At 39.8% G+C, this 20,628-nt stretch carries 16 protein-coding genes; 4 read left to right on the forward strand and 12 right to left on the reverse strand.

From position 1 onward, the window contains the following. Positions 1–58 precede the first annotated feature (58 nt). From J7338_RS17965 to J7338_RS18000, 8 genes are all read right to left on the reverse strand, one after another. Positions 59–1,678 (reverse strand): hypothetical protein, encoded by a 1,620-nt coding sequence (locus J7338_RS17965; RefSeq protein WP_210798333.1) that lies wholly within the window; start codon positions 1,676–1,678, stop codon positions 59–61. Between the two features lie 310 nt (positions 1,679–1,988). Then, the gene (locus tag J7338_RS17970; protein WP_210798334.1) at positions 1,989–3,296 is read right to left on the reverse strand and encodes a tetratricopeptide repeat protein; all 1,308 of its coding nucleotides are present in this window, start codon (positions 3,294–3,296) and stop codon (positions 1,989–1,991) included. Between the two features lie 33 nt (positions 3,297–3,329). Next, positions 3,330–3,935, reverse strand: a complete 606-nt coding sequence (locus tag J7338_RS17975) for an energy transducer TonB (protein WP_210798335.1) — start codon at positions 3,933–3,935, stop codon at positions 3,330–3,332. A 10-nt stretch (positions 3,936–3,945) separates the two neighbouring features. Beyond that, positions 3,946–4,356 (reverse strand): ExbD/TolR family protein, encoded by a 411-nt coding sequence (locus J7338_RS17980; protein WP_210798336.1) that lies wholly within the window; start codon positions 4,354–4,356, stop codon positions 3,946–3,948. 50 nt (positions 4,357–4,406) lie between these two features. Further along, on the reverse strand, positions 4,407–4,934 hold the full coding sequence (locus J7338_RS17985) for a MotA/TolQ/ExbB proton channel family protein (protein ID WP_210798337.1): 528 nt from the start codon (positions 4,932–4,934) through the stop codon (positions 4,407–4,409). Positions 4,935–4,937: 3 nt separating this feature from the next. After that, on the reverse strand, positions 4,938–6,305 hold the full coding sequence (locus J7338_RS17990; RefSeq protein WP_210798338.1) for a MotA/TolQ/ExbB proton channel family protein: 1,368 nt from the start codon (positions 6,303–6,305) through the stop codon (positions 4,938–4,940). Positions 6,306–6,314: 9 nt separating this feature from the next. Further along, positions 6,315–7,067, reverse strand: coding sequence for a DUF3450 domain-containing protein (locus tag J7338_RS17995; RefSeq protein WP_149980246.1), 753 nt, complete (start codon positions 7,065–7,067; stop codon positions 6,315–6,317). 617 nt (positions 7,068–7,684) lie between these two features. Beyond that, the gene (locus J7338_RS18000) at positions 7,685–8,956 is read right to left on the reverse strand and encodes a sugar MFS transporter (protein WP_210798339.1); all 1,272 of its coding nucleotides are present in this window, start codon (positions 8,954–8,956) and stop codon (positions 7,685–7,687) included. A gap of 287 nt (positions 8,957–9,243) precedes the next feature. Here J7338_RS18000 and J7338_RS18005 point away from each other — a divergent pair, with 287 nt between their 5' ends. After that, complete coding sequence (locus tag J7338_RS18005; RefSeq protein ID WP_210798340.1) at positions 9,244–10,974, forward strand: hypothetical protein; 1,731 nt, start codon at positions 9,244–9,246, stop codon at positions 10,972–10,974. A gap of 76 nt (positions 10,975–11,050) precedes the next feature. On the opposite strand, the gene J7338_RS18010 is transcribed toward J7338_RS18005, so the two are convergent. The 3 genes from J7338_RS18010 to J7338_RS18020 all read right to left on the reverse strand — a co-directional run bounded on the left by J7338_RS18010 (position 11,051) and on the right by J7338_RS18020 (position 13,963). After that, positions 11,051–11,551 carry an RNA methyltransferase gene (locus J7338_RS18010; RefSeq protein ID WP_210798341.1) on the reverse strand — a complete coding sequence of 167 codons (501 nt, stop codon included), beginning with the start codon at positions 11,549–11,551 and terminating at the stop codon, positions 11,051–11,053. Continuing rightward, positions 11,551–12,048 (reverse strand): YcgN family cysteine cluster protein, encoded by a 498-nt coding sequence (locus tag J7338_RS18015; protein ID WP_149980241.1) that lies wholly within the window; start codon positions 12,046–12,048, stop codon positions 11,551–11,553. Before J7338_RS18015 ends, J7338_RS18010 begins: the two co-directional genes overlap by 1 nt. Positions 12,049–12,142: 94 nt before the next feature. Continuing rightward, a complete protein-coding gene (locus J7338_RS18020) occupies positions 12,143–13,963 on the reverse strand; it encodes a DUF885 domain-containing protein (protein WP_210798342.1) in 1,821 nt (606 codons plus the stop codon). 260 nt (positions 13,964–14,223) lie between these two features. Between J7338_RS18020 and J7338_RS18025 the strand changes: the two genes are divergently transcribed. After that, positions 14,224–16,635 carry a TonB-dependent receptor gene (locus tag J7338_RS18025; RefSeq protein ID WP_210798343.1) on the forward strand — a complete coding sequence of 804 codons (2,412 nt, stop codon included), beginning with the start codon at positions 14,224–14,226 and terminating at the stop codon, positions 16,633–16,635. Positions 16,636–16,682: 47 nt separating this feature from the next. Here J7338_RS18025 and adhP read toward each other — a convergent pair whose 3' ends face one another. Then, a complete protein-coding gene (gene adhP / locus J7338_RS18030) occupies positions 16,683–17,693 on the reverse strand; it encodes an alcohol dehydrogenase AdhP (protein WP_210798344.1) in 1,011 nt (336 codons plus the stop codon). A gap of 262 nt (positions 17,694–17,955) precedes the next feature. On the opposite strand from adhP, the gene J7338_RS18035 reads away from it, so the two are divergent. Together J7338_RS18035 and J7338_RS18040 are read left to right on the forward strand one after the other, a co-directional pair. After that, the gene (locus J7338_RS18035) at positions 17,956–18,501 is read left to right on the forward strand and encodes a GbsR/MarR family transcriptional regulator (RefSeq protein ID WP_169018523.1); all 546 of its coding nucleotides are present in this window, start codon (positions 17,956–17,958) and stop codon (positions 18,499–18,501) included. Positions 18,502–19,290: 789 nt separating this feature from the next. Continuing rightward, complete coding sequence (locus tag J7338_RS18040; RefSeq protein ID WP_210798345.1) at positions 19,291–20,367, forward strand: DUF4236 domain-containing protein; 1,077 nt, start codon at positions 19,291–19,293, stop codon at positions 20,365–20,367. The last annotated feature ends 261 nt before the right edge of the window (positions 20,368–20,628 follow it).

Raw genomic sequence — 20,628 nt, forward strand, 5'->3', positions numbered from 1 at the left:
AACCTAAAATTCCCTTAAAAAAGGCGCCATAGCGCCTTATAATTAGAGCCGGTCTAGATTAATTACTAGCGCGTTGTAAAGATGCGGCAACAAAATCAGCCCATTCACTTGATTCACCTTCTTTAAGTGCACCAATATAACCTGCGTTAGTAAAGAAAGAGTCAACTTCACTCATGTCTTTAGCTGTTGTAGCTACCGCAGTACCTTGTGAATCTGTAATAGTTGCTGCTGTTGAAACACCATCAGCACCAAGTACATTTGCAAAATCAGCAAAACCAATTAACTGGTTATTCTCGCCACCAGTAAACCAGGTATTTATATCAAAACTTGCTAACGCGCCTGTTAAAGGAGTATTTACGTCTTCAAAATTCTTACCACACGCAAATATTGAACTCATAAATGCGATATCACCGTTATTTGCATTTGCATGCACACCTGCATCCCCTGATTTATCTTTTTCATTATATAAATCAAAACAGCCAGCACCATCTACAGATGATGAGTTTACAAACAACATATTAGCTAATTGCGCTTTACCCCATTCTTTCATTTCCATACCGGCACCAGTACGACGCCCTTCAGCACCTTGGTCACCAGTAGTAACAACGGTTGCATTAGCAATTGTTGGGTTAGAAACAGTTGTCACTAAATCTTGTGCGTCTGCAGATAATGGATCGACCTTTGCACCATCTGTTTCAAAGCCATGATTTCCATATTCATTTGAACGGACAAGAATATATTGTCCATAGCCTTTCCAACCCTCATCCCAGTCAATACCGTCATCACCTGTATCAGTGATAACAATATGTTTGAGGTTAACGCTACCACCAAAAAGCTCTATACCATCATCAAAACCATTATGAACATGCACATAATCAATCGTTGTGCTTGAACCGACAGCATTAAGGGTTAAACCATTGAGTTCATCACCTTCAACACCAAAACCCGCATATTTAATAACTATATGCTTAAGGATACCGCTGCTATCTTGCGGATCATTACCACCGTAATACGATACAATACCTTCAGCAGCGTGGTTACACATATCTTGTGCAGCAGCCGCAGCTGTACAACGGATAGAATGACCTCGACCATTTACCTGAACGCCACCCCAATCACCAATTTGAGCAGTTGTTGAATCATCACCATCAACTTCTTTAATGCTTGTGAAAATAATTGGCTTATCTACTTCACCAATTGCTTCAATATTTGCACCGCGTGCAATACGAATAAAACTCTCAGGCTTGGTAAAAGCAATTGTCGCTCCAGCTTCAATAGACAGTGTAGGGCCATTACCATCAATTGTAGCGCCAGTTGATGTATCTACATCATCACCAATAAATAATGCACCTTCAAATACATGTGCGCCGCCATTGCCTAATGCAGGGATAACAAAAGAACTGGTAATTTCTTTTGCATTACTTGCAAATGCTTGACTGTAAACACAGTTAGTCCCTTTAGCTTCACCTGTAAATGTAGCTCCATCTAATGTGTACGTAGCGCAACTTAATGCATCACCACCATCATCACCACCTGGGTTAGTCACTGAGTTGTCTACACTATTATCTACACTGTTATCAACTGTTGTTGGTGTAACATTAATATCACCACCGCCACAGCCAGCGAGTGTAATTGCAGTAGCCACAAGGCTGACCTTAAATAAACCAGATAATTTCATTATTCACTCCGTTAAAGTATTTAATTATTTTGTTAGCGCATTAAGTAAAACTCAAGTCACTTTAAAACACGAAAACCATGCTTTAAGGTCACTTGAGCTTTAGAACGAGCACTACAATACGGGAGCTGTATGACATTACAGTTACACTTTAATAAACATAAAGTGACAATATAATTTATTTAAATAACAATTTGTTAGGGATATTTAGAACGAAAAAAACCGCCCTGAGGCGGTTTTGGTGTTGCGATTATAAAACGAGTTTTTTAATAAAATCGTTGAAGTTAAAATGGCGTTTTTAACGCATATTTACTTATAATAAAGCGGTGCGTAATGTTTCTGCATGCAATTTTTCACGCTTCACGTATTTGATCCATTGCTCGGCGAGTCGCTGCGATTTTTTATGCTTCTCGGCTTGTTCGAATGCTAAAATAGACGCGTCAAAGTTTTGTAAATTATATTGTGCCATACCTAAAGCAACATAAGCATTTGATTCAAAATCTAGTGAACCTTTATCAAGCGCTTTACGCGCTGCGTCAGCTGCATCTTCATACTTTTCAAGATTCACATACACTTCGGCTAACCGTTGCTCGTACTTTCCATGGCTAGAAAGATCAGCTGCTTTTGCAAAATAACTAACAGATTTTTCATCTTCTTTTGCTTGTATCATAGCTTCAGCTATGAATGCGTAATTTTTAGCTGACTTTTCCGCAATACCAGATGCAACAGCTTTACTCATCACACCGGCAGCTTTAAAGGCTAAACCATTGTATAAATAAACTTGTGCAAGTTGACGCAAGTCTGATTTAGAAGTCAAAAAACCTTGCTGGTAAGCGGCTTCGAGTATTGCTAACTGCTGCTTTTCTTTACCTGTTTCGCCATACATACCACCGAGTTGCACCCAATACTCAGGCTTATTGTAAAGTTTGACCATACGTTCAAGTACAGCAACTACATTGTCAGTTTGATTAAGTGAATAATACATAGCACGCAGTAACACTAACCAGTTCTCTTTTGGCTCTTTGCCTTCACTATCACTTTGCGCGATAGCCAAGTTAATGTTATCAATACCATTTTGGTAATCTTTTAGCTGATAGTAAGCTTGCGACTTAAGCACATAATACGCATCTGTTTTAGGCTTAGTATTGATTTCATCCCATTGCGCTAAAAAGTCTAACACTTTGTTGTAATCGCTATTCGCCATTGCAAGCTGCGCTAAACTAAAGCTGGTGCTTAATCGTAATGACTCAGGGATCTCTTCTTCAGCAACGACTTTTTCAAACGATGCGATCGCTTTTGCTAAGTCATTCTCATTGTAATAAATAAAACCATAAAAATTATACATCATGGCTTTTTCATACGAGTTCATACTGGATGAACGTTCATTAATATTATCAAGTGCAGCAAGGCCAGCTTTTGCATCACCATCATCAGCTAATTTTTGCGCACGAGCTAATTGGCTATATACTTTTTCACGCAGTGCCGGCACACGCTTTGTTTTTACTTCCTCTGCATAGGCCGTTGCTAAATTAACACCTGGCAACATACTTACTACGCTTGGTAAAGTAACACTAGCACTAAGTGCTAACGAGCAAAATAATGCTGTTTTTAATAATTTCATAATCGCCTCGTTTCTCTATCCATTTATTCAGTGCTAACCATTTATTTGGAAAGAAATTTTATTCTGTACACCCGCAACTTCAACAGCTTCGCCGTCTACTACGCGAGGTTTGTATTTAAATTTAAGTGCGGCATCCATGGCTGCTTGATCAAACAATGATTCGGGCTCAGCTTTTACTACCTTTGCATCACGAACGGTACCTTGCTTAGTCACTGTAAACTCAACAATCACATAGCCTTCAATGCCCCGTGACAATGCTCGACGCGGGTAAACAGGTGCCACTTTTACAATCGGTAGATATTCACCGTCACTAGAGTCAAGAGCTAGACCACCACTAAGACTAACGTCAGCATCCACACTGGCACCAAAGTCAAAGTTAGACGCTGCTGCATTTGGATCACTATTTTGCATTTGCGGTGATTCCATTGGCGGTGGTGGCTCTTTTGGTGTTGGTGGCTTTTGTGGTTTACGCTCTTTCTTTTGTACTGTTTCTTCTTTTTTAAGCCTTACAAAATCAAGTACATTCCCTTTAGCTGGCTCAGTCATCGCCCCTTCACCACCGGTGATAAGCGCCTGCATGCCCAAAAACAACATAAAAGTCACAACACCGGCAACTAATAATGCTACTAAATAACGCATTATGGCTTCCTTAGGCTTCTTGTGCCGCGATAGACACATCAAATACACCTGCGGCGCGTGCTGCATCCATCACTTTAATAAGGGTGTCTGTGGTGGCTTTTTTATCCGCTTGAATAACCACACTACCTTGGGGGTTTTCTGCTTTTAAACGCTCAATGTTTGCTTGCACAGCACGCACATCGATTTGGCGTTTATTGATCCAAATATCACCTTGATCTGAAATCGCAACTAGAATATTTGCACGCTCTTTCTTAACGGCTGTTGCTGCTTCTGGGCGATTCACATCGATACCTGACTCTTTAACAAAAGAGGCGGTTACAATGAAGAAAATAAGCATGATGAACACAACATCAAGCATCGGGGTCATGTTTATTTCTTCTGCTTCATCTTCTTGAAAAAGGCTTCCTAATGGGGCTCTCATTTTATTCTCCTGATTGTATGTGGCTTTCGCCACATACTAAAAATTGTTGTTTAATGGTCTAAAACCATGCTGTCTTCAAGTAGGGCGACTTCGCGCTTTGCTTTGCGTTGTAAGTATGTAGAAGCAAATACACCAGATAACGCACCAACCATGCCTGCCATTGTCGGGATAGTCGCTTTCGACACACCTGATGCCATTGAACGCGCACTGCCCGTTCCGGTAATCGCCATCACATCAAACACTTCTATCATACCTGTTACCGTACCGAGTAACCCCAGCAGCGGACACAAGGCAACCATCACATTGATCAGCGCTAAGTTGTTGTTTAACTTCATCCCAGCGCGTGAAATAGTAGCTTGGCGGATTTGCTCAGCGTTCCAGCTATTACGCTCATCGCGCCCTGTCCAACTACTTTTAATGACATGTTTGTAACTACGAAAACCATTAAAAAAATAAATAAATCGCTCGAGTATCAATAACCACATCGCGAAGATTAACACTCCGATGACCAATAGAACTTGGCCACCAGTGTCGAGAAAATCACGGATAGCATTGATTGAGTCAATCAATAGCACCATGGGTTATGCTCCCTTTTCGCTACGCTCAGCGATAATACCTGCGCTTTGTTCTTGCAAAATAAGTAGCAAGTTTTTAGAGCGGGTATTCAATAAGGTGTATAAAAATACCGTTGGGATTGCCACAACCAGGCCAAGTACCGTAGTAACAAGCGCTTGTGAAATACCACCAGCCATTAATTTAGGGTCACCTGTTCCAAACAAGGTGATTGCTTGGAAAGTATTGATCATACCGGTTACCGTACCAAGTAGACCTAACAATGGAGCAACGACCGAGATAATCTTAATGAGCGTTAAGTTGCGGGTGATTTTTGGCATTTCACGTAAAATCGCTTCACTTAATTTAAGCTCTAAGGTGTCGTATGCTACATCTGGGTATTGATCTTTGACTTTCATTACACGACCAAGTGGATTGTCATCACGTGGCACCGAGTCTTTAAGTTGACGACGGATTTTGCTGCCCATTAGCATCAGTGAAACAAACCGTTCAATAGCGATAATTAAAGCCAGTAAGCCAACGCCTAAAATAACGTAACCTACCGCACCACCTTGATGTACTTGCTCTGAAGTATCAGGTGCTTGTACTAATAAACCAAGGATAGAGCCACCGGTTGGGTCAAGCGAAAATTGTACAGTGCCTGATTTAGCTTGTTGTAAATCACTCGCCGTTGAGGTGTAACGGCCAACAGGCTGACGAGTAAGCTCGCTTAACGTATTGGTGCTGGTGTTATAATCAAGGTACTTACCTTCTGAAATTAAGTTAAATGCACCCACTCGCATAACTTCTTGCTTAGCTTTGTTGCCACCTTCTACAATAACATCTGTTGTAAAACGTGACACCTTACCTTGCTCAGTCATTTCGCGTTGCAGTTCAAACCATACTTTTTCAATGTCTTCGATTGATGCAAGTTTAGAAGTCGAGCCCATTTTTTGAGCCAATTCATCCATAAAAGCACCACGACCAGGCAGTTGTGCAGACACTACTGACGTTGCAAATTTATTACTTGAATCGCCAGCCACTTGTTGCAGTACACCAAAAAGTTCTTTCAATGAACCCATACGCTTAGATAGTGTATCGGTTAGGTTGGCAAGTTTTACTTCATTTTCTTCAAACTGTGTTTCAAGACGCTCAGACTCAACCAACATTTGGTTACGTTTTGCTTGGCTGTTTTTAAGCATTTGCACTTGTTCATTTTGACGTGCAGCAAATTCTTGCTCGCGTTGTTTATTTTGTGCTGATTGCTGTGTTTTACCTTGCTCAAGTGTTTTTAATAACGAGTCTAAATCCATTGCTTCAGCAGCAAAGCTGTTGCCCGCAAAACCAAGGGTGGCACCAAATAAAGCAATTTTGGTCATTTTTGTAAAAAGTTTCATTTTAACCTCTTAATCCGCAGCGTGTACTGGCAGTGTTAACATATCTGGGGCAAGTTGCTTACGTGCAATACGTAAACCTTTACTAATTTGGCTGATTGTTGAGTCATCCAGCGCAACAAACTGTTTGCTTGTTGTATCCCATGAGCCTGCTTTTTTACCATCGCGAGTAAGGTAAATAAGCTCTAAACGACCAATGCGTAAGAAATCGACTTCACGCTCTTGACCATCAACATCTAATAACGCGGTATAGGCTTCGATGGTACGGCCGTAATCAACTTCAACTTGGTACGCTTCTAAAACACGGCGGAATTTTTCACTTGAATTAATGTCAGCACGGTTCATCATGTCTTTTAATGACGCTAAACGCTTTTCACGTTCATCGGTTAAAAATGGCACATCAAGCGCAACAAATTGCTCAAGGCCGGTGATCATGCGTAGCATTAATGGGGTAATTTGACGTTCAATAATAGACACTTGATCCATTGATAAATTAATGGCTTCCATTTCACTCATTTGGTTACTAAGCTGTTTGCTTAGTTGTGCGTTATAAACCGTTAAACCATCAATTTCTTTATTGAGGGTTTTAAACTGTTGTAAACGCCCCTGCATTGAGTCTGCAATCTTGTCTATTTTTGTTTGTGATTGCGCAGCTGATTGGTTAATTTCACTGCTTTTATCGATAACCTTATTTAAATCATTGGCTTGCACTGTTGCACTCATGGCTACAATACTAGCTAATATCAATGGTTTAACGCCTTTCATCGCATACACCTTTACTCGTTAAATTAGCGGATTTGCTAGTTGCTTAATATCAATGAACGAGATTCTATAGGTGAAAAATGACAGAGGTGTTGCGCTAAAAAGTCCTTTTTATGACAACTGCCATAAATACAGCTTTTTACGTTAGATAAAGCAATAGTTTTTAATATTTAACAAGCGTGTACGCTTTGATGATGAGTGAAGTGCGATTAAATAAATTAATCAGCAAGTATGCGATGAATGGTGCTGATCGGAGCATTTTCTGTTGGTATAGTTTACGGCAATAGCAAAGTACTGCTGTATATGACAAAGAACTAACGATGGAAAACCCTGCACAGGTAACTGCTGAACATACGCTAGCTCTGCCTGTTCAAGTTGCTCACTTTGCAATATAGCTAAAAACTCATCAGCAGCAAGACCAGCAACTTTATAAATAATATCAACTTAAAGACAAACAAGTTCATAATTGCATCAAAGAAGTAACAAACTCAAATTGGAACATTCCAATTACATTTATAAGCAATGTCTATTGAATACGTATTCAGCGGGAATAATAAGGAGGTGAATGCATTTACAGTATTGCAAATGCATTTATCTGAATAAAGAGCTTTTCTATTAGATTAGTTTATTTTTTGTTGCCACTTGCTCGCAAGTTTTACAACATTCAACCCGTACCAAGCGATAAAACAATAGCAAAGTGCTGGGATAATAAAACTAACTTGAATATTCATTGCATCAGCAACAACGCCTTGAATTAACGGTACTAATGCACCACCAACAATCGCTAAACAAAGCCAACCAGATCCTTTACTGGTTAATGAACCTAGCCCTTGAATAGCGACTGAGAAAATTGTCGGAAACAAAATAGAATTAAATAAACCAATCGACAGCACAGCATACAGAGCAACGTTACCATCAGTAAATACAGTAATTAAAAGTAACGCGATCACCGCAAATGCGTTAAAAGCAATTGCTTTTGAAGCCGCAATTTTTTGTAATGCTGCAAAGCCAATAAAACGCCCTACCATCGCCCCGCCCCAGTAATAGGCAATTAATGCGGCAGCAGCATGCTCTTCGAGCCCCGCAATATGAGCTTCACCAAAAAAGTTAACTAAAAAGCTGCCTATTGCCACTTCACCACCAACATAACAAAAGATACCTAATACCCCCATAACTAAATGAGGAGCTTGCGTTAAAGAGTGATCTTTTGCTTTGCAATCGAGTTCTTCTTTGTGTGATTTGATTTCTGGTAGTTTTAAAAATGCAAACACGGCAGCAATCGTAAGCAGTGCAGCAGCAAGCATTAAATACGGGATTTTTACTGACTCTGCTGTCGCCGCAGATGCAGTCAATGTGCCTGCTGCACCAAAGAACAAAATGCCACCAACATACGGCCCTATAGTCGTTCCTAATGAATTAAGCGCTTGTGCTAAATTTAATCGTGACGAAGCTGTTTTTTCAGGCCCAAGTGCCACAACGTAAGGGTTAGCAGATACTTGTAAAATGGTAATACCACTGGCTAGTACAAATAATGCGGTTAAAAATAACCAATATTCATGTACGACCACAGCAGGATAAAATAACATACAGCCGATAGAAGCCACAATAAGACCGCTAAGCACACCATTTTTATAACCAAATTTCTTAACCAATAGCCCCGCCGGTAAAGAAACAATAAAGTAAGCACCAAAGAAGCAGAACTGCACTAACATCGCTTCAGTATAACTAAGATCAAACACCCCTTTTAAACGCGGGATCAGTACATCATTTAGTACTGTAATAAAGCCCCATAAAAAGAATAGAGCTGTCATTGCAGTCAAAGGTAACAGGTAATTATTATTTTGCTGCGACAGCTCAGTGACAAACGTTTTATTTGTATTTATTTCACTCACGTAATTTTCACTCCATTAACAAGTTGAACGTGATTCTACACACTCCAATAAAAAGATCACAAACTAATGCCTGGATCGTTCCAGCTATTTTATTTAACTATACATTTGCATCTTTACCAACGTTGCTGATTTATCGCAGTAAAAGTTAATAATTAAATATAAAACCGCGCCCTCACTAAAGCCAATACTCATAGAGTTTCTCCTAGCTAGGATACGCACATTTATGATATCGTTATTTATAAAACATACTCAGAACGTACTGCTTGGTACAAAAAAGGAATTTCCAAATGAACATCAAACTACTTGCTGGTTGCGCAATTGCTGTTGCTGCGGGTGCAATAATCTATACACAAACTGACAGTTCATCGGCTTCATTAGAACTTGCTCAACTTGATTACGTCCCTGCTGATACTGCTTTATTTTATGGCCAGCTAAAACCATTTCCCTATAGTAAATATTTCAATTTGATTCCAGATCAAATGAAAGGTGCAGATGATTTTACGCCATTGATCGAAAGTTTAGCGACAAGTAACGATAACAATGCACAGTTTTTAGCGTCTCTATTAGATCAATATCAAACATCATTGGCATCTTATGAAGCACTAAAAGTAACTTGGGGACTCGCCGATGATTATAAAGCTCTAGCCTATACAATTGGTCTAATGCCAGTATTACGCTATCAACTGGAAGATGAAACAGCTTTATTTAATACAATTAATCGCTCAGCTGATAAAGCGGGAATTAACTTCACAACACAAACTATCGAAGGTGTTGACTACAACACGTATCCTTTGGTACTTGAAAATGATATTACATTAAACCTAATTGTGTCTGTAAAAGATAACTGGGCTACCATCACGTTTGATACAAAACTTAATACAATTAAAGATTTACGTCTTGCTTTAGCAATTGATAAACCAACAAAATCATTAACGCAAACCGCTAAACTTGAAAACTATATTACCAATTATTCATTTGATGGCCACTCTATTGCGTATGTAGACCATGTTGAGATTGCTAATGCTATTACCGCCAAAACACCATCACGCCTAGGTGAAATGCTTGATGAACTATTAAAAGAATTGGGTGATCCAAATGCTTTTAATGTAGCTAGAACACCACAGTGCCAAAATGACATCACCAATCTTGTTAGTTATTGGCCTGCATTAGTAACTGGTAGTACATACATAGAAGTAACAAACTCTGATGCTCACTTTAAAGCAGATGCTATTTTCCAAAGCACTGCTACAGATATTATTAACACATTAAAATCTGTGCGTGGTTTTGTTCCTGAACATACGACTAAACTTGACGGGCAAATGCTAAGCTTTGCTTATGGCGCGGATATTTCAAAAATTCCGCCACTTTTAAATATACTTTCTAGTACATTTAAAAAGGCTGAATTTGAGTGTGCCCCACTTGTTGAATTACAGCAACAAACTCAAGAGGCAGATTTCACTGCACTATCAATGATGACCGCTATGGCTAATGGTATTCAAGGTGTCAGTGTAAGTATTCAAGATCTTGTTTTAGAACCCGATGCTAATCAAATGCCACAATTAAAAGCTTTAGATGCACTAGTCACACTTTCTGCGACAGATCCTGATAATTTACTTTTTACTGCTAAAGGATTTTTACCCGCATTAGCGGAGCTTGAAATACCAGAAAACGGCGATGCAATTAGTGTCAATGCCGCAATTCCTTATCCTTTACCTGCTGGCCTTGATATAAGATTAGCAAAAAAAGGAAAGCATATTGTTTTATTCACGGGTGAAAAGTCAGCGGCTATTGCAAATCAATTATCAGAACAAGTGATTGAAAAGAATGGGTTTTTAACTACCGCAGTTGACCTCAGCTCATTAATGACTCCTGTCATCGAAGTATTTAAAATGACAGGACAAGTGATCCCAGAAGAACTTGAACAATTAAAAAATCAAACAATGTCTGTGTATTTTGCGACAGATATAAAAGATGAAGGGATTGCTATTAATTCAGAGATCAAAATTACTAAAAAGTAATAACTTTTTTAGATTTAGAAATAAACAAAAAAGGGGCATTAATTGCCCCTTTGTCAATTATTCAATTCAGTTTTTACTATTTATGCCATATCATTTTATTATTGGTGTCGCGGCTTTGAATAATCGTTTGATCAGAGCTTTCTACTCCACCAAGTTTAGCTTGTCGATCGTAAAGAACCACATTACAGGTAGCTGCTAAATTCATACAACCGATTGTGGGGATATACACCACTTCATCGCACCAGTTCAGTACATCTTTGCTAATTGAGCCATCTTCAGGGCCAAAAATATAAAGTGCGTTTTCAGGATGAACAAACTCAGGCAATGGGGTTGCACCTTCTATTAGTTCAATCACCACCACAGTCGCACCTACGGGCTTTGCTGTTGCTAAATCGTCAACGCAAGTCAGTGGGATGCGTTCAACAACATTTTTTGTGTCGGTATGAAACTTTTTAGCATTTAAATAACGCGTGCCAGTAAAAAATACTTGTTCAGCCCCATAGCAACCCGCAGCTCTTAACACTGCGCCAACGTTAGAGGGACTTTTAGGATTGATCAAACCAATCTTCGCAGCCATTAATCACAATCCCTCGTTGGCCAATCTGCTTCATACAGATCAAAGTCATCTAATGCTACATCACAATCTTTTACTGTTTTGTCTTTTACCGAAATACCCAAGGTATGCATTAGTTCTTTGCTGCCACCGTTATTTAATGGATGCCAAGACGCTAAACCACGGCCTTCGTGCAAACGACGGTAACTACAACTTTGCGGCATGAAAAAAATGCTGTCGAGGTTTTCTTTGGTTAATTTTACACATGACGGGACTAATGTTTGTCGATTTTCATACTCACTACAACCACACGTATTATTATCTAAGTATTGGCAAACAATATTAGTAAAAATGAGCTCTTCCCCATCGCGAAGTTGATCTGTGGCGGTAAACTCATCTTCATCTTCGCTGTCTATAAAAGTATTTAAACAGCATTTTCCACAGCCATCGCAAATGGCTTCCCACTCATTTTGTGACATTTGCTCAAGTGATTTCTCAAGCCAAAATTGGTTTTCAAACATGGTATAACTCGGTGCCCCTAATAACGCGCATTTTAGCTTAATTGAGCACCGCGCGCAAAGCCACATTCAGCTTTGCGCTATTTCAGTTTAAAAGTTAGCGCTGCGTATCAACCCAACGTTTAATTTTCGCTTCTAGTATTGGCATCGGCAAAGCACCATCAATTAAAATTTGCGTATGAAACTCTTTAATATCAAATTTATCACCTAATGCTTGTTTACAATAATCTCGCAGTTCTTGAATTTTAAATTGACCTAATTTATACGACAATGCTTGTCCTGGCCAAGCTATATAGCGCTCAACTTCTGCGGTAACATCACTCAAAGCCATTGAGGAATTAGCCAGCATGTAATCAATACCTTGTTGACGAGTCCAGCCTTTAGCATGAAAACCTGTATCGAGCACTAATCGCATAGCGCGTAATTGCTCATCAGATAAACGGCCATACCACATATATGGGTCGATAAATAAACCCAATTCTTTACCTAGGCTTTCAGCATATAATGCCCAACCTTCGGCGAACACTGTGTAACCACCAAATTTTCGAAACTCAGGTAATGACTGAACTTCTTGCTGTAAGGCGATTTGAAAATGGTGTCCTGGGGCTGCTTCATGGATTGACAATGTTTCGAGTAGAAACTTAGGCTGCGCTTTTAAATTAAAGGTATTAATATAAAAAATTCCTGGACGAGAGCCATCCGGTGCTGGTGATTGATAAGATGCTCCCGCAGCAGACTCAGCACGAAAATCCTCAACCGCTTTTACAACGTAATCAGCTTTGGGGGTAATGTTAAATAATTTAGGTACACGCGCGTCAATTTTTAACTTTACGGCTTCATAGGCCGCAATTAATTGCTCTGGCGTATCAAAATAAAACTCTTCAGAATCTCGTAAATGAGTAAAAAACTCACTTAAACTGCCTTTAAAACCAACGGTTTCCTTTACTGTTTTCATCTCATTAAGGATACGCGATACTTCTTTTAAACCAATTTCATGAATTTCATCTGCAGATAAACTCAAGGTGGTGTTTTTCTTTATTTGGTATTCATACCATGCTTTACCATTTGGTAAATCGCTATACCCTACTGTTGCACGGCTATTTGGTATATAAGTGGTCGCTAAAAACTCGCTCATTTTTGTATACGCTGGGACCAACTTATCCATAATAAGTGCACTATATTGGTCAGTGAGTTGTTGCTTTTGCGCTGCTGTGAATTGCTCTGGAAGCTGTTTTATCGGACTATAAAATAAAGATTGTTCTGCACTGGTAACTATATGCGCTTGAAATTGCGGTAATAACTTTTCAGCTAATGGCTTTGGTAACACAATGCCTTCATTTACCCCTTGCTGCATAGCATCTTGCACACTGCTTAACCAAGTTACAAAACCTTCAGCACGCGCGACGAAATTTTCATAATCTTGATAGCTTGCAAATGGCTGCGCACTTTGCGCCGATCCAAAGCCTGCAAACGTATTGTGAGCGCCAGACATTTGGTCAATTGGTAATAAGTAACTCGGGAATTGAAAACCTTCGATTGTTAATGCTAAATCCCGTGCCAGTATTTCATAACTTAATAAGGCTTGACCAGTTAACTGCTGCTGGTCAATCGCCGCTAAACGTTGCTGATAATCTTTATAAAAAGCAAGCTGCTGAGCTCGGTTTTGCTCGGTAATCGGTGCTGTAAATTGGTTGTTGTATTGGTTATAGCCAATGTAAGTGGCATCAAGAGGGCTAAATTGCAACGAATCCACAAAGTACTGCTCAACCAAGCTATTTAATTGTTGTGTTGTTACGCTGGCAGTTTCATTTGTTAATGCTGATTGTGGCTTGTTTAAATTATTATTAGCCGTATTTGAACACGCCGACAAAGCGCTGAGTACACCCGCGACAAGCAAGGTTAACTTAAATTTTTTCATAATGATCCCTGAGTATAAGTAGTAAGCACAAGTATGCAGATTTCAAATAGCTAAATAAAGAAAATACGATACGCGAACTCCGCTATTAAGTAAGGGTTCAACTAGCTAGTTGAAAACAAAATATTGCCGATGCTAACGCATTGGAAGCAAGGGGTAAATCAAAGGTATAAAGTTTAGATAATTGCTCTTTTTAGGTAATTAACACTTGAAATACAAATGCAACACATTATCATTGCGAAAATTTTCAATGATAGCAACTTATGACATCACATAAACTTTCTTTAATTACGCTCGCCTGCATAGCATCGTTTAATGCAGTTTCTGCACAAGAGTCGGATCTTGAGCATATAACGGTATATCAAAAACAAAACCATGTGGTATTAAACTCAGGCCTTGCCACCAAGTCTGACATGTCGTTAATGGAAACTCCGGCCCCTATCGTTATCGTCGATCAAGAGCTTATCAACTCGCAAGGCGTTGATAACTTACAAGATTTAGCGCGTAATATTAGTGGCGTAACTCAAGCGGGTAATAACTACGGAATTGGCGACAATTTAGTAGTGCGTGGATTAGGTGCAAATTATACTTATGATGGTATGTATGGCGGTGCGGGCTTAGGCAATACCTTTAACCCTACACGCTCGCTAACCAATGTTGAAGCTGTTGAAGTGCTTAAAGGTCCTGCTACAGGTTTATATGGCATGGGCAGCGCTGGCGGTGTTATAAATTTAATTGAAAAAAAACCGCAGTTTGAAGCTCTAAACTCAGTGCAAGCCGAAGTTGGGCAGTGGAACACCTATTCACTCTCTTTTGATAGCACCAATGCAATTACCGAAAATCTAGCATACAGAGTTAATGCAAAAACAGCACGTAGTGATGGCTACCGTGATTTAAAAGATGACCGCGATGAAATCTACGGCGCATTAAAATATGTGTTTAATGACCGCCAAAATATTATGATCTCAGCCGCTTATATTAAAGATGCCATTGCTGTTGACTCCGTTGGCCACCCTATCCGTATTTATAATGCGCAGTCGGTAAATGGCAAAACCGCCGGCCAAGTGACTGCGAATGATTTAGTCAATGATCCAACTACTGCTGGGCTGCAATTATCTGATGCACAGCGCCAACAATTAGCGAATTCACTTGCGGAGTCTGATGGTTTAACCCCGTATAAATTTGGTCATCGCGGTATTATCTCACCCATGGCAAAAGATAATGAAGGTGAAGAACTGCGTTTTAAACTCACTCATAATTACTACATAACTGATGATTTATTTTTAAATCAACAGTTACAATACCGTAACTATGAGTCAAGCTTCTCTCGTCAAACGGGTGCCTATAACTATGTATATTGGAACCGTAAAGGAGTAATTAATGCAGACCCTCGTGCTCCACTCGTTATAGATGATGTGCTCTACCCATTTGCTGCACGTCGTCAACAATACCGTCAAGTACAAGCCGATGAAAAGTCATGGCAATACTTTGCAGACTTACGCTATGACTTTAGTTTAGGTGATATAGAAAACGAATTTTTAGTCAATGCAAATTATGAAGACCGCGATATACGCTTCACGCAGTATTCTATTTGGGATAAAGACTATATTCTCAAAGATAAAAATGGCGATATAACCTATCAAGGCTCTTTACCCTATATTCTAGATATTCGTACACCGGTTTGGTCAGACGGGCAATTTAGCGACTATGATCCGCTAAAAACCAGTAATTATAGTAAAAAAGTGCAAGCATGGGGCTTAGGACTGCAACATGTTGCTTATATCAATGACAGCTTCACAACCCGTATTGGTGTTGCATACAACGAAATTACTCAAAAATATGAACATTTAGGTGTTGATGCACGTTACCGCGCCAGTGCCGCTGCTGCGACGCCAGAAGCAAGTACCTCTGATAATGGTTTAACCTATAATTTAGGTGCGACATACAAACCGACTGATGACCTGTCTATATTTATAAACCATTCGAAGGGTCGCACTGCGTATAGCGTTTTAGGCTCTGTTGCAGGCAATGAAGCTGACCGTGATGATGCGCAGTCTCTTAGTACTGATTTAGGTATAAGAGTAAAAGCTTTTGATGATCAGGTACTCGCCTCATTCGTGGTATTTGATACCGCACGTACTAACTTAGAATATGCAAACCCTGCCTATGATGATACAAAGCCAGATCCATCGGTCCCAAAAAATTACTTTGATGGTGAAGAAAAAACCCGTGGTGTTGAGCTTGATTTAAATGCCTATTTAAATGAGCAATGGAAAGTGAATATCAATGGTGTTTATCAAGATGCGCGTGAACAGAAAAACCCTAATGTGAGCACATTTGCTGCGCGTCAAAAAGGTGTGCCTTATGTAACAGCAAGCACATGGTTAACATACAGTGCTCAGTGGTTTGAACTAGCCCAGCCACTAAAACTAAGTGCAGGTGTTAAGTACGTGGATGACCGTAGTACCAATGCATCATCATTTGGCATTCCTGATGGTTATGTACCAAGCTATACTATTTATGATGCTGCGCTGAGTTATAACACTGATAAATGGGGCTTACAGCTAAACTTAAACAACCTGTTTAATAAAGTGTATTATTCAAAGGCAATGTTTTTAGGTGGTATGCCAGGCGAAGAACGCAATGCGAAACTAACTTTGAGCTATAAGCTTTAAGTTATAAGCTGTAAAAGCGCACAAAATGCTTGTGCGCTTTTTTACCTTTACATAGTAACGACTATACGGCCATTAATTTCACCTTTGAGCATATCGTCAAATATGTCATTGATATCTTCAAGACGTTTTTCTTCAATAATTGCTTTAACTTTGCCCTGTGCAGCAAACTCTAAACATTCTTGTAAATCTCTACGTGTGCCAACAATTGAGCCAACAACAGAAACACCATTGAGTACAGTGTCAAAAATAGGCAACGGCATCTCCTCAGGAGGCAGACCAACTAACACGCATTTTCCACCACGGCGAACACTCTTATAAGCTTGCTCAAAGCCCGGCTTGGATACAGCGGTACATACCACAGCATGTGCGCCCCTTACCTGCTCAAATATAGCCTCACTAGGCACACATTCTTTAAAGTCCAAGGTGATATCTGCACCTAACTCTTTTGCTAAAGCCAGTTTTTCAACACCAGTATCCACTGCAATTACATTAAAGCCCATTGCCTTTGCATATTGCACCGCAAGATGCCCAAGCCCACCTACACCAACAATAGCGACCCATTCTCCAGGCTTTGCACCTGACACTTTTAACGCTTTATAGGTTGTCACACCGGCACAAAATAATGGCGCAGCTTCTGAAAAACCTAAGCTTTCAGGGATCTTTACAACATAGTTTCCATCGGCTAAGCAATATTCAGCGTAACTACCATCAACTGAGTAACCCGTATTATGCTGTGAAAGACATAAGCTCTCTTTACCTTCTAAACAAAATTCACAATGACCACATGCACTGTATAGCCAAGGAATGCCAACACGATCACCAATTTCTAAATGAGTAATATTGCTACCCAGCTGTTCGATCACTCCAACACCTTCATGCCCTGGAACTAACGGCATTTTAGGCTTGACTGGCCAATCACCATGACAGGCATGTAAATCAGTATGACACACACCACATGCGGCTATTTTAACTAACACATCATTGACTCCAACGGTTGGAATGGGTAAGTCTGAAATTTCTAATTTGCCTTTGTAAGTACTATTAACGGCTGCTTTCATTACTCGTTCCTTGTTGTTGCGAAGTTGTTTATTGAGTAGTTGTTAAGAAATTAGTTGTCGTAAATTAGTGTACACCTTACGCGACTCTAGATGAGCAAAAATTAATCTAAATCAAACTTTAGTGATATAACTTGTTCTGAACGACTGTCATCCCCTATGCTTGATTCAGCCAAGGAAAATTCAGCGTATTGCTCAGTAAATCTTGCTAAACATATTCAGCGTGCTAGCATTAATTTCATTATTTATTGAAACTTGAGAAGCAATGACGTTATCAGATAAGAACTTTGCCTTTGTAATGCACTGTGGCGAAATGGGCAGTCGTTGGGGTTTTAATCGCACCATTGGCCAAATGTGTGGTTTATTGATCATAACCAAAGAGCCAATGACAGCGAACGAAATCGCCGACGCCCTGAGTATATCTCGCGGTAATGTCAGTATGGGTATCAAAGAATTACAATCTTGGCGCTTAATTAAAGTGCAGCATATTCCAGGTGACAGAAAAGAATACTACGCACCCGCTGGCAGTATTTGGGATATGGCAAACCGCGTATTTGAAGAGCGTAAAAAGCGTGAGATTGACCCTACTCTCAGTTTACTCAGAGATAATTTGCTAGAGCCTGCAACCAACGATGATGAAAAGTTTGCCCAGCAACAAATGCATGAAATTCATGATCTACTCGAAACCGTCACCAAGTGGTCTTCAGAACTACAGCGCTTAAGCCCTGAACAGCTACAAAGCTTAATGAAGCTAGGCTCAGGTATTGGTAAAGTACTCGACTTTAAAGACAAGATATTGAAGAAATCGTAGCAGCGATTTTACATCGCGACTGAGGTGCTAGGTTCAAGGTGCTAGGTGCTAGGTTCAAGGTGCTAGGTTCAAGGTGCTAGGTGCTAGGTGCTAGGTGCTAGGTGCTATAAAAGTTTAACCACAGAGTTCACCGAGAAGTGAATAAGAGTTCAAAGATTCTTACTCTGTGCAGCGCAAGCGCCTCGGTGTTCTCTGTGGTGAATAAAAAGATAAGTTGTGCTAGTTAGAGCCAGACAAATACCTAATTTAATCTCATGTTGGCATCATTTTGACTATCCTGACTACATTATTGAAACGCGGTTTGTTAGGTTGCTAGTTACTAAAGAAATTAACCACAGAGCACACCGAGTTCACCGAGAAGTAAATAAAAGTCCAAAAATTTTTACTCTGTGCAGCGCTAAGCGCCTTTGTGTTCTCTGTGGTGAATAAAAAGATAAGTTGTGCCTGTAAGCTCGCAGATAAATATAGTACTTAACCTCATACACACCTAAGTTATTTAGCTTTCTGCTAACTAAGTTATTTGATCGAATTATAGTCATTGAGATTGGCTAAATATAATAGTTAATCGCTTAGTCAAACTGTTGTGTGCTCACATATTCAAGGATATGAGCGACGCGCGTATATTGTCCAATTTAGCTCTACTTGAAGATATTAGAAAACTTTGTGATAGTAATATCTTAGGCAATTTGTTAAAACTGTGTAAAGTATAAATATGAGTATGGTCGGAGTAGAAAGCTCCGCCCTTCGCACACTATAAAATGTTAGATGCAAAAAAGGGGAGTTCCATAGATGGGGTTTTACATTCGCAAAGCCATTAGGGTTGGACCGTTCAGGTTCAATTTATCTAAATCCGTCGTAGGCGTATCCGCAGGAGTTAAAGGGCTTCGTTTTGGTACAGGGCCGCGAGGTAATTACGTCCACATGGGAAGGGGAGGTTTGTATTACAGGAAAACTTTACCCTCTGGTACCGGTGGGAGAAGTCAGGCACCAAATAGTCCTGAATTTCAGCAAAGCAACACCGAGATTGAACACGAGCCATTAAAAGAAATAGAAAGCGCCCATATCACGTGGATGGTTGATTCATCATCAGCTGATCTTGTCACTGAAATGAATGACAAAAGGAAAAAGTTCAGAATATGGCCATTTATTGCAGTGCTTGGAGCTATTTTAACGTTCATCGCTTTTAAGAACTCTGAAACACCAACCATTGCACTTGTTATAGCAGTCCTTACTGTCGCCCTCGCTGTTCTTGCATCCATAAAGGATGGCTTAAGGAAAACAACAGTTCTGTTTTTCGAACTAGACCCAGAAATAGAAGCCCTCTACCAGAAATTACATGACTCATTCGGACAGCTTTCGTCATCCTCGAGCAAATGGCATGTAGAGGCTGAAGGTGCTGTCAAAGACCGAAAGCGTAATGCCGGTGCCACAAGTGTAATCAAACGAACCTTAATATCGCTGGGCATAGGAAATCCCCCGTATGTAAAAACTAATGTTACAGTTCCTTCCATTCCAGTTGGAAAGCAAACTCTATATTTCTTTCCTGATAAGGTTTTTATCTTTGAAAAAAATGGTGTTGGTGCTGTGAGCTATCCGAATCTTAGAATATCAGTGGAAAGCACAAGATTCATTGAAAATGGAAGCGTTCCAAGAGATGCAAAGGTTGTTGATAAAACTTGGAAGTATGTCAATAAGCGAGGCGGCCCCGATAAACGTTTCAAAGACAATCGTGAATTGCCAATAGCCTTATATGAAGACCTAAACTTCACAAGCGATACAGGATTAAATGAACGAATTGAAATATCAAGGGTTGGCTTTGGGGATGATTTCTCAAATGCTATCACCATGTTGGCAAAAAACAACTAATCGGGTAGCCGGAGGTCTCTAACCTCCAGCCCCCACACCGCCCATCATGCACTTTTTATTAGCAGGAAGTGCAATGAGCGGTTCACCTTCCATAGCAAATATTAGTCCAAACATATCTCAGTGACGCTAACCCTTGTGAAAATAGATAGTCATTGCTTAACCCATTGTTATTTTTTATGCCCTACTTCCACCTATCAAACGTCTATAGCACTTTGCCAAAACACCAATTAAAACAACACCCTAATTTTCTTTTCATTTTTT

The organism is Pseudoalteromonas ostreae (assembly GCF_018069805.1).
Classification (GTDB): Bacteria; Pseudomonadota; Gammaproteobacteria; order Enterobacterales; family Alteromonadaceae; genus Pseudoalteromonas; species Pseudoalteromonas ostreae.

What these genes read in the sequence shown, in the direction of transcription:
- J7338_RS18025 (WP_210798343.1), top strand. Translation starts at nt 14,224, where the DNA reads ATGACATCACATAAACTTTCTTTAATTACGCTCGCCTGCATAGCATCG.
- J7338_RS17965 (WP_210798333.1), bottom strand. Translation starts at nt 1,678, where the DNA reads ATGAAATTATCTGGTTTATTTAAGGTCAGCCTTGTGGCTACTGCAATT.
- J7338_RS17995 (WP_149980246.1), bottom strand. Translation starts at nt 7,067, where the DNA reads ATGAAAGGCGTTAAACCATTGATATTAGCTAGTATTGTAGCCATGAGT.
- J7338_RS18040 (WP_210798345.1), top strand. Translation starts at nt 19,291, where the DNA reads ATGGGGTTTTACATTCGCAAAGCCATTAGGGTTGGACCGTTCAGGTTC.
- J7338_RS17980 (WP_210798336.1), bottom strand. Translation starts at nt 4,356, where the DNA reads ATGAGAGCCCCATTAGGAAGCCTTTTTCAAGAAGATGAAGCAGAAGAA.
- J7338_RS18005 (WP_210798340.1), top strand. Translation starts at nt 9,244, where the DNA reads ATGAACATCAAACTACTTGCTGGTTGCGCAATTGCTGTTGCTGCGGGT.
- J7338_RS17975 (WP_210798335.1), bottom strand. Translation starts at nt 3,935, where the DNA reads ATGCGTTATTTAGTAGCATTATTAGTTGCCGGTGTTGTGACTTTTATG.
- J7338_RS18015 (WP_149980241.1), bottom strand. Translation starts at nt 12,048, where the DNA reads ATGTTTGAAAACCAATTTTGGCTTGAGAAATCACTTGAGCAAATGTCA.
- J7338_RS17970 (WP_210798334.1), bottom strand. Translation starts at nt 3,296, where the DNA reads ATGAAATTATTAAAAACAGCATTATTTTGCTCGTTAGCACTTAGTGCT.
- J7338_RS17985 (WP_210798337.1), bottom strand. Translation starts at nt 4,934, where the DNA reads ATGGTGCTATTGATTGACTCAATCAATGCTATCCGTGATTTTCTCGAC.
- J7338_RS17990 (WP_210798338.1), bottom strand. Translation starts at nt 6,305, where the DNA reads ATGAAACTTTTTACAAAAATGACCAAAATTGCTTTATTTGGTGCCACC.
- J7338_RS18035 (WP_169018523.1), top strand. Translation starts at nt 17,956, where the DNA reads ATGACGTTATCAGATAAGAACTTTGCCTTTGTAATGCACTGTGGCGAA.
- J7338_RS18020 (WP_210798342.1), bottom strand. Translation starts at nt 13,963, where the DNA reads ATGAAAAAATTTAAGTTAACCTTGCTTGTCGCGGGTGTACTCAGCGCT.
- adhP (WP_210798344.1), bottom strand. Translation starts at nt 17,693, where the DNA reads ATGAAAGCAGCCGTTAATAGTACTTACAAAGGCAAATTAGAAATTTCA.
- J7338_RS18010 (WP_210798341.1), bottom strand. Translation starts at nt 11,551, where the DNA reads ATGGCTGCGAAGATTGGTTTGATCAATCCTAAAAGTCCCTCTAACGTT.